Annotated in this window: 14 protein-coding genes and 1 pseudogene; 13 read left to right on the top strand and 2 right to left on the bottom strand. The window is 33.7% G+C overall.

Annotation, left to right across the window (positions count from 1 at the left end; translation table 11 throughout):
• The first annotated feature begins 87 nt into the window (after positions 1-87).
• The 3 genes from ACXKY9_RS16420 (at position 88) to ACXKY9_RS16410 (ending at position 4,211) form a co-directional block, all read left to right on the top strand.
• Positions 88-3,435 (top strand): trifunctional glycoside hydrolase family 18/polysaccharide deacetylase/glycosyltransferase family 2 protein, encoded by a 3,348-nt coding sequence (locus ACXKY9_RS16420; protein ID WP_000414300.1) that lies wholly within the window; start codon positions 88-90, stop codon positions 3,433-3,435.
• 250 nt (positions 3,436-3,685) lie between these two features.
• A complete protein-coding gene (locus tag ACXKY9_RS16415) occupies positions 3,686-3,961 on the top strand; it encodes an ArsR/SmtB family transcription factor (RefSeq protein WP_000660066.1) in 276 nt (91 codons plus the stop codon).
• Between the two features lie 94 nt (positions 3,962-4,055).
• Positions 4,056-4,211, top strand: coding sequence for a hypothetical protein (locus ACXKY9_RS16410; protein WP_002101139.1), 156 nt, complete (start codon positions 4,056-4,058; stop codon positions 4,209-4,211).
• Positions 4,212-4,404: 193 nt separating this feature from the next.
• On the opposite strand, the gene ACXKY9_RS16405 is transcribed toward ACXKY9_RS16410, so the two are convergent.
• The gene (locus tag ACXKY9_RS16405) at positions 4,405-4,728 is read right to left on the bottom strand and encodes a winged helix-turn-helix transcriptional regulator (protein ID WP_001072981.1); all 324 of its coding nucleotides are present in this window, start codon (positions 4,726-4,728) and stop codon (positions 4,405-4,407) included.
• A gap of 124 nt (positions 4,729-4,852) precedes the next feature.
• Here ACXKY9_RS16405 and ACXKY9_RS16400 point away from each other — a divergent pair, with 124 nt between their 5' ends.
• From ACXKY9_RS16400 to ACXKY9_RS16375, 6 genes are all read left to right on the top strand, one after another.
• Positions 4,853-5,386, top strand: a complete 534-nt coding sequence (locus ACXKY9_RS16400) for an NAD(P)H-dependent oxidoreductase (RefSeq protein WP_000855228.1) — start codon at positions 4,853-4,855, stop codon at positions 5,384-5,386.
• Positions 5,387-5,529: 143 nt separating this feature from the next.
• The gene (locus tag ACXKY9_RS16395) at positions 5,530-7,023 is read left to right on the top strand and encodes a class I adenylate-forming enzyme family protein (protein ID WP_003284924.1); all 1,494 of its coding nucleotides are present in this window, start codon (positions 5,530-5,532) and stop codon (positions 7,021-7,023) included.
• A 163-nt stretch (positions 7,024-7,186) separates the two neighbouring features.
• On the top strand, positions 7,187-7,735 hold the full coding sequence (locus ACXKY9_RS16390; RefSeq protein WP_000985518.1) for a GNAT family N-acetyltransferase: 549 nt from the start codon (positions 7,187-7,189) through the stop codon (positions 7,733-7,735).
• Between the two features lie 159 nt (positions 7,736-7,894).
• Positions 7,895-8,458 carry a GNAT family N-acetyltransferase gene (locus ACXKY9_RS16385; protein ID WP_000775353.1) on the top strand — a complete coding sequence of 188 codons (564 nt, stop codon included), beginning with the start codon at positions 7,895-7,897 and terminating at the stop codon, positions 8,456-8,458.
• A gap of 43 nt (positions 8,459-8,501) precedes the next feature.
• Positions 8,502-9,278: a GNAT family N-acetyltransferase gene (locus ACXKY9_RS16380; RefSeq protein ID WP_000872890.1), complete on the top strand. Its 777-nt coding sequence runs from the start codon at positions 8,502-8,504 to the stop codon at positions 9,276-9,278.
• An 11-nt stretch (positions 9,279-9,289) separates the two neighbouring features.
• Positions 9,290-10,189, top strand: a complete 900-nt coding sequence (locus tag ACXKY9_RS16375; RefSeq protein WP_000849314.1) for a PhzF family phenazine biosynthesis isomerase — start codon at positions 9,290-9,292, stop codon at positions 10,187-10,189.
• Between the two features lie 81 nt (positions 10,190-10,270).
• On the opposite strand, the gene ACXKY9_RS16370 is transcribed toward ACXKY9_RS16375, so the two are convergent.
• Positions 10,271-10,480, bottom strand: a complete 210-nt coding sequence (locus ACXKY9_RS16370) for a hypothetical protein (protein ID WP_000801651.1) — start codon at positions 10,478-10,480, stop codon at positions 10,271-10,273.
• 84 nt (positions 10,481-10,564) lie between these two features.
• Between ACXKY9_RS16370 and ACXKY9_RS16365 the strand changes: the two genes are divergently transcribed.
• The 4 genes and pseudogenes from ACXKY9_RS16365 to ACXKY9_RS16350 all read left to right on the top strand — a co-directional run bounded on the left by ACXKY9_RS16365 (position 10,565) and on the right by ACXKY9_RS16350 (position 13,339).
• Complete coding sequence (locus tag ACXKY9_RS16365; protein ID WP_001022449.1) at positions 10,565-11,314, top strand: Nif3-like dinuclear metal center hexameric protein; 750 nt, start codon at positions 10,565-10,567, stop codon at positions 11,312-11,314.
• A 165-nt stretch (positions 11,315-11,479) separates the two neighbouring features.
• Complete coding sequence (locus ACXKY9_RS16360) at positions 11,480-12,328, top strand: aminoglycoside phosphotransferase family protein (RefSeq protein WP_000355251.1); 849 nt, start codon at positions 11,480-11,482, stop codon at positions 12,326-12,328.
• 41 nt (positions 12,329-12,369) lie between these two features.
• Positions 12,370-12,486 (top strand): annotated as a pseudogene (locus ACXKY9_RS16355) (DUF7010 family protein); the annotation flags it as partial.
• Positions 12,487-12,511: 25 nt separating this feature from the next.
• On the top strand, positions 12,512-13,339 hold the full coding sequence (locus ACXKY9_RS16350) for an MBL fold metallo-hydrolase (protein ID WP_003284929.1): 828 nt from the start codon (positions 12,512-12,514) through the stop codon (positions 13,337-13,339).

The following is a 13,339-nucleotide window of genomic DNA, read 5'->3' as shown; positions in this document are numbered from 1 at the left end:
AGTGGGGGGGTGAACAAAACCCCCACTGATTAAAGTTGCACTTTAATATTCTATAGTTCTATTAAGAAGGAGTATGTGAAAAATATAATGGAGAAAAACATTCAACAAGAGAAAGATAAAGAAAAACCTGTTTTTTATGATCCGAAAGGAAGGAGAAACATAGCCTTTATTTGGTTTCTATGTATCTCAATAGTTAGTGTAAGTGTTGTATTTTATTTTTTCTTTCAAAGTATTTTTTCAACACCAGAAATTCCAAATATGAATACCGCTGTACAACAAGATACTAAACTTGTACCAATTAATCAAAAACTTAGTGATCAGCAGTTAAAGGAGGAAGCATTTAACCCAAATACCGAAACGAAGGATAATAAAAATTTGGTGAATCCGCCGAAGGATAGTAAACATCCTAAAGAAGTGTATGGTTTTTATGTAAACTGGGATGAAAATAGTACCGCTTCTTTAAAAGAAAATATCGATTCATTAACTACGTTAGTACCAGAGTGGTATCATTTAAAAGCAGATTTAACGATTAGAAGTGAGATAAAACCTGAGATAGTAAAGTTGGCAGAAAAAAATCAAGTGAAGATTATGCCTTTGCTTACTAACTATACTGAGGAAGCTTCTGGTCCTGATAGTGGGCTAATTCATAAGTTACTGAGTTCCTCAAACGATGTAAAGACAAAGTTTATTAATGATTTAGTAATCCAAGTTAAAAAAAATCAGTTTTCAGGTATTAATATTGACTTTGAGGCCGTACCTGAAAGTGATAGAGAAAACTTAACAAATTTTATGAAAGAACTTACTACGGAATTTCATGAACATGATTTGCTCGTTACACAAGATGTTCCAGCTAATGATAAGGCTTTTGATTATAGTGCGTTAGCAAAAATAATAGATCGAATGATTGTAATGATGTACGATGAGCACTATGGAGCCGGGGAACCAGGACCAATTGCTTCAAATAAATGGTTCCAACATACATTGAAAGAACTGAATATTCCGTCTGATAAACTTGTAGTTGCTTTCGGTAACTATGGATATGATTGGGAAGTAAATAGTAAAGAAGCTGCAAAGTCTATGACTTTCTCAGAAGTTATGGCAATGGCTCATGATTCAAATATAAAAATTCAATGGGATAAGGTGAGTGGAAATCCGTATTTTAGATATAAAACAGGAGAGAAAGAACATACTGCTTGGTTCTTAGACGGTGTTACTCTTTATAATCAAGTGAAAATCGCAATGGACAATCATGCAAAGGGGTTTGCGCTATGGAGATTAGGAGCAGAAGATCCTACAATATGGAAAGTTTTAAAAAATCCTATTGAGGTACAAAAAAATCCTAATGTATTACATAAAATCCGTAGTTTAGATGAAGTGAATTATTCTGGACAAGGTGAAATTTTACAGATTGAGAATGAAAGAAAAAATGGATTGAGAGATTTTAAAGTAGGCAAAGATGATTATATTACAGATGAAGTATATCAATCCTTACCATCTGCATATGAAGTGCAACGATATGGAAAACCAAATGGGAAACAAGTAGTATTAACATTTGATGATGGACCAGACCCGAAATATACGCCAGAAATATTAGATATATTAAAAGAGAATCAAATAAAAGCTGCTTTTTTTGTACTTGGTGAAAACGCGCAACTAAATACTAGTATTGTAAAAAGAATATACGATGAAGGGCATGAAATTGGCAATCATACTTTCAAGCATCCTAACATAGCAGATACGTCTTTACTACGAACGAAAGTAGAACTTAATACGACGCAACGTTTAATTCAGGAAGTAACTGGACATTCTACGGTTTTATTTAGACCGCCATATGAAGCGGATGCTAACCCGGATTCATCAAATGAAATATTGCCTATTTTACGTGCGCAAAATATGAACTATACAATGGTAGCGGAAAAAGTTGATCCCGAAGACTGGGCAATACCATCAACAAATGAATTAGTAAAGCGTGCTCTTAATCCCATTTATAAGGGAGAGGGAAATATTATTCTTCTCCATGATGCGGGAGGGAACCGTACACATACAGTAGAGGCGCTCCCAATCATTATTAAAGACCTAAAAAAGCATGGATATAGTTTTGTAACAATTTCAGATTTAATGAATAAAGAACGAGATGAAATCATGCCTCCTGTTTCTTCTGAGGGGAAGCAATATTTACTTTACAATAAAGCTGTCTTTTCAGGGGCAGGATACTTTAAGCATATATTAACAACTATTTTTTATATTGCTATTGGATTAGGGATTTTTCGATTTTTATTCTTAATTTATTTTGCATGGAAGCAGAAAAGAAAAACGTTATCTCGCTATATTAATTCGTCCTATCAACCTTTTGTTAGTGTTGTCATGGCAGCATATAATGAAGAAAAGGTGATAGCCAAGACAATTCACTCAATTTTGGATAGTAATTATAGAGAATTTGAAGTTATTGTTGTGGATGACGGATCGACAGATGGTACGTCAAAAGTAATGAAAGAAACATTTTATAAACACCCTAAAGTTCGTTTCATTCAGAAAGAAAACGGCGGGAAATCATCGGCAATGAACCTAGGGTTTCAACAATCGCGAGGAGAAATCATTGTCACTTTAGATGCGGATACTATTATTGCGCAAGACGCCATTTCTCTAATGGTTAGACACTTTGAAGATCAGAATGTAGCTGCAGTTTCAGGTAATGTCAAAGTGGGGAATAGACGGAATTTGTTAACTACTTGGCAACATGTTGAGTACATTACAGGGTTTAATTTAGAACGTAGAGCTTTTGATGAGTTAAATTGTATTACAGTAGTTCCAGGAGCTATTGGGGCGTGGCGCAAAAAGAATGTAGTTGAATCTGGATATTTAAGCGAAGATACGTTAGCAGAAGATACGGATCTTACTATTACATTTTTACGTCAAGGGCATAGAATTGTATATGAAGAAAAAGCGCATGCTTTTACGGAATCACCTGAAGATGTGAAAAGTCTCATTAAACAGCGGTATCGTTGGTCATATGGTACACTTCAATGTCTTTGGAAACATCGAAAAGCGTTATGTAATCCAAAGCATAAAACATTAGGATTTATTGCACTGCCTAATATGTGGTTATTCCAATATGTGCTGCAATTCATTGCTCCTTTTGCAGATATATTAATGATTATAGGACTATTTAGTAGTAATCCGCTAAAAGTTTTAGGATTTTATCTTGTTTTCTTTTTAATGGATCTTCTCGCTTCTCTGTTCGCATTTAAATTAGAGGAAGAGAACCCAAAACCATTGGCATGGTTAATTTTACAACGTTTTATTTATCGCCAATTTATGACTTATGTTGTCATTAAATCTATATTCTCATCGCTTCGAGGAGTAGCGGTAGGGTGGAATAAACTAAAGAGACTGGGGAGTGTTAAACATTCCACGGAACATAAGGAGGCATCATAAAAGAGCAGACTATCTGCTCTTTTTTTCATTGGTTTTAGTTAGTTGAATGTAGAGTTGTAGTATAAAAACTGCTGCTTCTATAATGAGATTCCTATTCATCATTAATGGTGAGACATTATGTTAAGCTAATCCTTTAGTTTCGGATTAAAGTTTTTTTATATTTTTTTAAAATGACGGACACAAAAACGCATATACCTCCGAATTATATATATGGATAACATAAATATGTATATAAAAGGGGAGAAATAAGATGAAAGAAAAAAAAGAAATGTTTCAAGAAATCGCTGAGGTGTTAAAGGTATTGGCGCATCCAGTTCGTCTATCTTTAGTAAAAATAATGCTTGCAAAAGGTCCTACTAATGTAACAACAATGTATGGAGATTTACAAATGCCTCAAAGTACAATTAGTCAACATTTATCTAAACTAAAAGCTGCTAAAATGGTTACAGGTACTCGGAAAGGATTAGAAATTTATTATGAGGTAACTGACAATCGCACAAAATCAATATTAGCATGTTTAGTTTAAATGATGATTTCTATTTCAAAATAAAAAGCGCTATTCTTTTCTATGATTTTACAGAGAGAATAGCGTTTTTTATTTTTAAGGAGTATCTTTTTATATGCCTATAGAACGGAGTGAAAGGTTTATGGGTTTAAATGTACCTACTATTACCTTAGGTTCTAATGCGTCTAATAATGAAAAAATTCTCGGTTTAGGGGTGCTTCTTTATAGCTTACGTACAATTGAGATTAGAAAAAGTAGAGCGAGCGTTTAATGAGGCGGAAGTAGTGTTTATATGTGAAACTTTATAGAAATCTCATTTTTCTAATTGTATCTTTTTAGATTGATGGATGTGGGGTCACGTCCATCAATCTAAGAAAACAAGTTAGCTAAAAAATGATGAAAATAAACTTTATAGAAATAAAAAATATGAACGTAGAGGATTAAACAAAGTATATAGTGCTTTTTTAGTCATGTAATCTTTTAATCTGATGATCTTTTCCCCATTCAAACAGATTATCCATTATTTGCATTAAAGATTTTCCATATTCACTTAGTGTGTACTCAACCTTTGGTGGAACTTCTTGATATACGGTACGATAGATAATCCCATCAGCTTCAAGTTGCCGAAGTTGTTGTGTAAGAACCTTTTGTGTAATGTTTGGGATTTCTCGTTTAATTTCATTTGTTCGCATTTTTCCATCCGACAAAATACATAAAATATGAACTTTCCATTTTCCACCGATTACATCGAGTGTTGTTGCAATTGGGCAATTATCATTTTGATTCATATAACACCTCCACAGGTACTTTAAGGTTCCTATAGCACTTTAAAGTACGTACTTTTCAATTATATGTGACTCATTCATACTAATACGTAAAGGGTTGAATAATTTATAAAGGGGATGAAAAAAGATGAAAACACTTGTAATTGTAGCACATCCTGATATTGAAAAATCAAAAATTAATAAAAGATGGATTGAAGAACTTGAGAAATATTCGGATGAAATTACGGTGCATGAATTGTATAAAGTGGCACCGAATTGGGAGTTTGATATTGAAGAAGAGCAAAAGTTATTAGTAGAACATGACAGATATATATTTCAATTTCCGCTTTACTGGTACAGTTCACCACCATTATTAAAAAAATGGTTCGATGATGTATTAACATATGGATTTGCGTACGGATCTAAAGGAGATAAAGTGAAGGGGAAAGAATTTGGTGTGGCTATTTCTATAGGTGGATTAGAAAAAGACTATGAAAATAGTGGAATTACAATGGATGAGTTGACGAAACCATTCCAAGCTACATGCTTATACACAGGTATGGAATTTATACCTTCCTTTTATTTATATGGTGCAGAATATAAACTAAGTGATGAAGAGATTGATAAAAGTGCACCTGAGTATGTGCAATATGTGATGAACAAGAAGTATTCTAATATATAATGGGAAATATCCATTTACTTGTAAAGTAAATGGATATTTTATATTCTTTTTATATTCACTAAGTGTAATCTTTAGTAAATTAATAGTTAATCTGGTAAAATAAAAAACCTAACATATATAAAGGGGAGTTTTACTTGAGAACGATGCGACAATTATTACAAAAGAGAGCAATGCAATCACCAAATTTGGAAGCGCTTGTAGGGGGGAAGAAAAGATATTCGTTTCAGCAATATAATGAACGAGTAAATCAGTTTGCACATTATTTGTTATATAATGGTGTGCAAAGAGGAGATCGTATAGGAATACTATGCAAAAATAATCACCCATTTCCAAGCGTTATGATGGCAAGTTTAAAAATTGGAGCGGTATTTATTCCGCTAAATCATCAGCTGACTGTTTATGAATTAGAAACGATTGTAAAAGAAGCGAAATTAAAAGTGTTAGTTATTGATGAAGAATTTAATGAAGTGTTATTAAAGGTTGATGCTGTTAAAGAAATTCCTTATGTAATTCAAACAACAAAAGAAGGCTTTGGTTCATTTGAATTAGAGTTGCAAAAACAGCCAACGACAGAACCGAACGTAGAAGTTCATGAAGAAGACGATGCCATTTACTTGTTTACATCAGGAACGACTGGACAGGCAAAAGCATGTGTAATTGGACATAAAAACTTACATCATTATTTTGCTGAAATTGCGGGACAAAGAGAAATCCCAGCAGGTGAACGCTTTTTATCTGTGCATCCATTGTTTCATATGAGTGGCGTGCTTTCTATTTTAAATTGTATTTATCATGGCGTTACGATGATCTTCTTAGCTGATTCGAATCCTGCTCTTATTTGGGATAAGATTGAAGAAGAGAAAATTACTACGATGCTTGCTTTCCCAGCTGTTTATAGTTACATGCTTGATGAACTAAATAAAAAAGAACGTAACATTTCAACCTTTAAAGTAGCACAAAGCGGTGGTACAAAAGTGCCAGAAACACTCATTCAAAAATATATGGAAAAAGGCATATATATGGTGCAAGGCTATGGTAGTACAGAAGGTTGGGTTGTAACCTCATGGCATCCAATGATGGGAAAAGAAAAGATGTCTTCTGTAGGAAAGACCTTGAAAAATGTAGAGGTGAAAATTGTTCACCCGGAAACAGGACATGAACTAACAACAAATGAAGTTGGAGAGATTCATGTGAAAAGTCCATACATGTTTAAAGGATATTGGAATAATGAAAAGGCAACAAAGAAGGTAGTAAAAGATAACTGGTTTAACATGGGCGATGCTGGCATGATAGATGATGATGGATTCCTGCATATTATGGGAAGATATAAAGACGTTATTATACGCGGTGGTGACAACGTATATCCAGATCAAGTAGAAGATGTTATTCATGAAATACATGGTGTTTTAGAAGTTGCAGTAGTTGGAGTTCCAGATGACTTTTGGGGAGAGGTTCCAAGAGCTTACATTGTGAAGGATGGCGAAACAACATTAACAGAAGAAAGTATTCTTCAGTATTGTAAAGAGAAGTTAGCAAGTTACAAAATTCCAGAAGTGGTATTCTTAGAAGAGTTACCGAAAAATGCTTTAGGAAAAGTGTTGAAGAGGGAATTAAGAGAAAATGTACTTGTAAAATAAAAAACATTAGATAATGAGGAATCCAGTTATGTACAAAGCATAACTGGATTTTTTGTTTATGGTTCTGTTAGTAGATATCATAAAGATTTTAAAAATTTTGTGTTTTTGGTGTAATATTGAAAATAAAGGGATCTAACTAATTTCAGTACAAGGGGGAGAAAAGATGGCTATAAAATTAGAAACTGAGCATTTATGTATAGAACCTTTTACCAATGATGATGTTTTTAGAATTAAAGAATTGGCTAATGACAAGGAATTAGCTAATATTCTTGGGCTTCCGCATCCATATAAACTGGAGTTCGCGCAAGATTGGGTTGATATGCAACCAGAACTTATTAGGAAAGGAATCGAATATCCTTTAGGAATTGTCTCTAAAGAATCAAGAGAAATTGTAGGTACAATTACACTAAGAATTGACAAGGGTAACAATAGAGGTGAACTTGGTTATTGGATTGGTAAGAATTATTGGGGAAAGGGTTTTGCAACTGAGGCTGTAAACAGAATGATTCAATTTGGCTTTATCGAATTAGGTCTAAACAAAATTTGGGCATCTGCCATTTCCAGAAATAGATCGTCGATTAAAGTATTAGAGAAGTCGGGTTTACGTAAAGAAGGTACATTGAGACAAAATAGACTTTTATTAAATACATATGAAGATGTTGATGTTTATGGAATATTAAAGACAGAATACAACGTTTTAAATTACAGATAAGTTTGGTAGTGTGATGACAAAAGGAAATCCTTTAGAACAGGGTTTCCTTTTGTATTTTAATAGAAGCATGTTTATCAAAAACATAATAATTTACTAGATTTTGTATTTTGTGTAAGATAATAAAGAATATTCAAATATTAATCAAGGGAAGAGATGTAAATGAAGCTGCCGCTATTACAGATAGAGACAGAGAGACTCATGATCCGTCCGTTCCAAAATGATGATTATGAAAGTTGGTTAGATGGATTTAATAAGAGGCTGCCATCTCAGTATAAATACGACGATGGTTATCAAGTTATGGCATCATCAACAAAAGAATGGTTCACGGAATGGATTAGAGGATTTGATGAAGCAGCACATCGAGATGAGATGTATGTATTAGGTATTTTTCGTAAAGAAGATGGGGCTAATATTGGAAAGCTAGAGCTAATAAAAATTTTACGTATGGACTATCAATGGGCGATGATGGGATACTCCATACATAATCAATATTGGAGAAATGGATATGGTGTTGAAAGTGTGAAAGCTGCGTTACCGTTATTTTTTAGTAGCCTTGATTTTCATAGAATCGAATTACATATACGTGTTGATAATGAGCCATCGGTTCGTCTTGCGGAAAGAGCAGGCTTTTCATTTGAATGCAAGAGAAAGGCGTTTTCATTAGAGAATGGTAAGTGGATGGATTTTCTTATTTATTTTAAAAATAAGGAGATGAGTATATGAGAGTGGTTATTACGGATAGAAATTGTAGATTGGAGGTGCAGTGGTGAAGTACGATCTTACAGTCATCAAAAACTTATTTGGCCCTTCTAAAAAAATATTAAATGGCTTACCAAAGGCAGTAACGATTGAAGAAATAGAAGAAGATGTTTTGTATAACGTACAAACATATAAAGAAAAGATAAGTAGATTGGAAGAGGTTTGTTTTAATTGGGAGTTAAAAAGAGCGAGTATTGTATTAAACAAAAGGTTTAGTAGTTATAACTCAAGTGTGAAAGTGTTACTTGATGCCGGTTTTTCTTTGTATGCCGCAAAGATAGAAGTATGTAGAGAATTGAATAATGTAGAAAAGCTTGAAAGACAATATACATATCGATCAATAGCAGAAGGAACGTTATCGGAAAAAGAATTTAAATATATTTGGGAACAATGTATGTCGGGTTCAGGGAATCAAACTTCAATTTTAACTATCAATGAACATTTTTATTCAGTGCAAACAGAGTTAGGTACGGGCTGGGAAAAGTCATGTATTGTTTTTTATGATAAAAATGAGCCGATTGGTATGTCCATACCGCATATAGAAACTGGAACAGAAAGTGAAGGACGGTTATTTTATTTTGGGGTAATGCCTTATTATCGGGGGAAAGGAATTGCTTCCCATATGCATTTTCAATCGTTGCATATGTTAAAGGAAATAGGGGCTACTTATTACATTGGAAGCACACATACTTCAAATGAAAAGATGCAGAGGATATTTTGGAGAAATAATTGTTCGTTGAAAACGGAGATAGAGCTGTATTATAAAATCTTTAAAGAAGGTTAGGAGAAAAGAAAATGAAGACTATAAATGTATTTCATTACGACGCATTTACGAATAAACCAAATAAGGGAAATCCAGCAGGTATTGTATTAGAAGCAGATGGATTAACGGAAGAGGAAATGCAAATTATTGCTGAAAAAGTTGGATATAACGAAATAACTTTTGTTCTTTCCACAGAAGTAGGAGATATAAGAATGCGCTATTTTACACCTGGTTTTGAAATGGATTTATGTGGTCATGGGACAGTAGGGACGATATTTGCCTTGCGCGAAAAAGGTTTATTAGAAGAGAAAAGTAACCTTACGATTGAAACGAAGGCTGGGATTTTACCGATACAAATAGGTGTAAATGAAAATGGAGAAACCTTTATTAAAATGAGACAGGCAGCACCTCAGTTTAAAGAATTTACAGGTTCAACAGAAGAATTAGCTCATAGTATCGGTTTAGAAGTAAATGATTTAGATGTAAGTTTACCGATTGTATATGGAAGTACCGGTAATTGGACTGTAATTGTACCGATTAAAAATCTTAATGCATGTGAGAGAATGAAACCTAATAATGCTGCATTTCCATCAGTATTAAAAGAAATACCTAATGCTTCTATTCACCCAATTTGTCTAGAAACTTATGATGAACTAGCACAAATGCACGGCCGTCATTTTTCATCAGCTTACGCTGGGACGATTGAAGATCCAGTGACAGGAACAGCTTCAGGTGTAATGGGAGCGTATTATGTGGAGTATTTAGAGAAAGGTTTTGAACATGAATTGGGTTTAATCGTTGAGCAAGGACAGGAAATAAATAAAGATGGTCGTGTAACTGTTTATGTAACGAAAGGGATAGAAAACGAAAAGTTACAAATAGATATTGCTGGAACAGCGGTGTATGTGAAAGAGTTTGAAGTTTCAATATAAAGTGGAACTTTAATCAGTGGGGTCTTACTGCCCGGTGAATAGCGGGATAAAAAGAAAGCCCGGAATACATCCGGACTTTCATTATCTGTTCAATACTTCAATGTACGAAGCATTTCCAGTTGTTCTTAAAGCGGAGCGGAAATTATTATTTTCTAACGCCTTAGCAACTTGTTGTAACTGCTGTGCATCATCATGATGAATAAGTAAGCTGTCAGCACCGCTTTCCTCTATATGAATGTGTTCGACATTTCCGATTGCATCATGTACAGCTTTTAAAAATTCAGGTTTCATATTGTCCTCCTATATGTATGTAACGTTGTAATTTAGTATTTCCTTATTTATGAAATATAAAAGTAAATGAAAGGAGAAATAAAAATGAATATAAAGCAATTTAATGAACATATAACATCACTATTTGGAGAGCATCTTCATAAATATGGCGATGATGAATATGGTTTTACTTATATAAGTAAAGATGAATTTCACAAAATCGGTTACACAACAAATTTAACGTTAGAAACTATTGAAGAAGCGTATCGAAATGGAGTCGATATGATAGTTACACATCATGCGCCGTGGAGTTTTTTATTTGGTATGGAAGAGGCATGTATTGAGAAATTGAAGCAATATGAAATGAATCATTTTTGGATTCATTTGCCGTTAGATTTTGTAAAGTTTGGCACGTGTACATCGTTATTTAACGAAATTAGGATAGATACAATACTGGAATATTCAACCTATGAGGAAGAAGAACTACCAGGAATAGGAGAATATAAAGAAGCCATTCCTTTTTCAAACTTAGTTGGAAAACTTGAAGAAAAAATGGAAGAGAAAGTGAAGAGCTGGAGAAATCACGATAAACCAGTAAAACGGATTGCAATCTTAACCGGTGCAGGAAATAATACAAATTTGATTGAACGTGCATTAGAAAAAGGATGTGACACGTACATAACAGGTGAAAAAACATTATATACAGTGCAACATGCGAAATTTAAAGGAATTAATTTAATTGTAGGTAGTCATACGTTTACAGAAGTGTTTGGTGTAGAAAGTTTGGCTCATAAATTACAAGACAGAGACCCTGCAATAGAAATTATTAGAGTATATGAAGAGCATTTAGAGTGATAAAATCACGTTATCATAAATGGAATATTGAAGAAAGTCATTGTAATAAAATAAAATTGTTGTTTGTTATATCAGGGCGATTGAAAGGATTTTACTTTTGTTTGTCAAATGATAGTAAAGTTGTCTTTTGAATTAAGGAAATATTCGGAGTTGAAGGGTGAGAGAATGGACATTTCAATAATCACTGCACAACTAGTTAAGGAAAAAGTTATTTCACATTATCCAAATAGCGTAAAAGCATTAAACGGGGGAACGACAAGTACTATATATTTGTTAGATGAACAATACGTTATAAAGTTGAATGAATCGGATGTCATACGTGAAGAAGCTTATTTTCTTCAGTTTTATAAAAAGGACGAATTATTTCCAAAGCTTTTATATAAGGAACCTTTAAATCGCTATATTGTTTACTCATTCCTTGAGGGCACAACTTCTTGCAAACTAGGCCATAAACGGAGTGTTCTTAGTAAACTTGTAAAGGAAGTTATCAATAAGTATGAAGTAGCTACAGAGGTTGATGGCTGGGGATGGAAAGAAAGCCCAGTTCAATCTTGGAATGAATTTTTAACGACAAATGTGATGGAAGCTCATGAAAATGTAAGACGTTACATAAGTGAGGAAGAGTATAGAACGGTTTTTAAGTTAGCAAATAGTCCAAGTAGGGGGACTGGAATAAATCAGCCATTTTTATTGCATGGTGATCTTGGATTTCATAATTTTATATTTCAAGAGAATAAACTGCACGGTGTAATTGATCCTTTACCAGTGTTAGGAGATCCTATATATGATTTAATTTATGCGTTCTGTTCAACCCCGGAAGATTTAACAAAAGAAACAATCGATTATGCGATGAAACAATGTGTATTTCATAAAAAAGACCGTGATTTATATGAAGAAATAGTCATAGGATTATATTTGCGTATAGATACGTGTTTACGGCACCACCCGAAAGATTTAGAAGATTATTTAGCAGCTTGGCGTTATTGGATGGGTGAGGTTGAGGTGACTTTATAGCACAAATATTTTTGGGGAGATAGTGAGATGAATGTTGCAGAAGCGAAAAAGGATTTACTGTAATTCCATTGTCAGTTACAGTTGTTTATTTACTTACTTTTATAAGTTTATTAATTGAAAATAAAAAAGTAGATTATTATCAACAAAAATCAGTTTAATAAAAATATAGGGATAGGGGGAATTATGATGAAAAATTACGTTTGTACAACGTGCGGTGTGCAGTATGCAGCGAGTGTAGAGGAACCGGTGAGTTGTCATATTTGTGATGAAGAGAGGCAATATGTGAATCCGAAAGGGCAGTCTTGGACGACTTTAGAAAATTTGCAAACAGATGATACATATAAAAATGTAATAATCGAAGAGGAAAATGGACTTTATAGTATTACGACAAAACCAGGATTTGCGATCGGTCAAACGGCATTTATAGTGAAAACAGAGTCATATCGTTTACTATGGGACTGTATTACGTATTTAGATGAAACGACAATTGCGAAAATAAAAGAGCTTGGTGGATTAGATGCGATTGCATTGTCTCATCCTCATTATTATTCAACGCAAGTAGAATGGGCAGAGACATTTGATGTACCAATTTATATACACGAAGATGATAAAGAATGGGTGATGCGCCCAAGTAGTCGTATTATTTATTGGTCTGGTGAGTCTTTACAATTAGCGGATGGGATTACTGTACATCGTCTTGGAGGACATTTTAGTGGTGGTTCTGTATTGCATTGGGAAGAAGGTAATGATGGAAAAGGGATTTTGTTAACAGGTGATATTATTCAAGTTGTAGCGGATGAGCGGTGGGTAAGTTTTATGTATAGCTATCCAAACTTAATTCCATTACCAGCGAGAAAAGTGGAAGAAATGGTGAACCGAGTGAAGCCGTTACAGTTTAATCGTTTATACAATGCTTTTCATCGAGTAGTAAAAGAAAATGCAAATGAGGCAGTTGAACGTTCTGCTGAAAGATATATAAAAGCAATAGAAGGAAAGTTGTTTCATACGTAA

The sequence above is a fragment of the Bacillus sp. 2175 genome (genome assembly GCF_057812155.1).
This window is presented reverse-complemented; position numbering and strand designations above follow the sequence as displayed.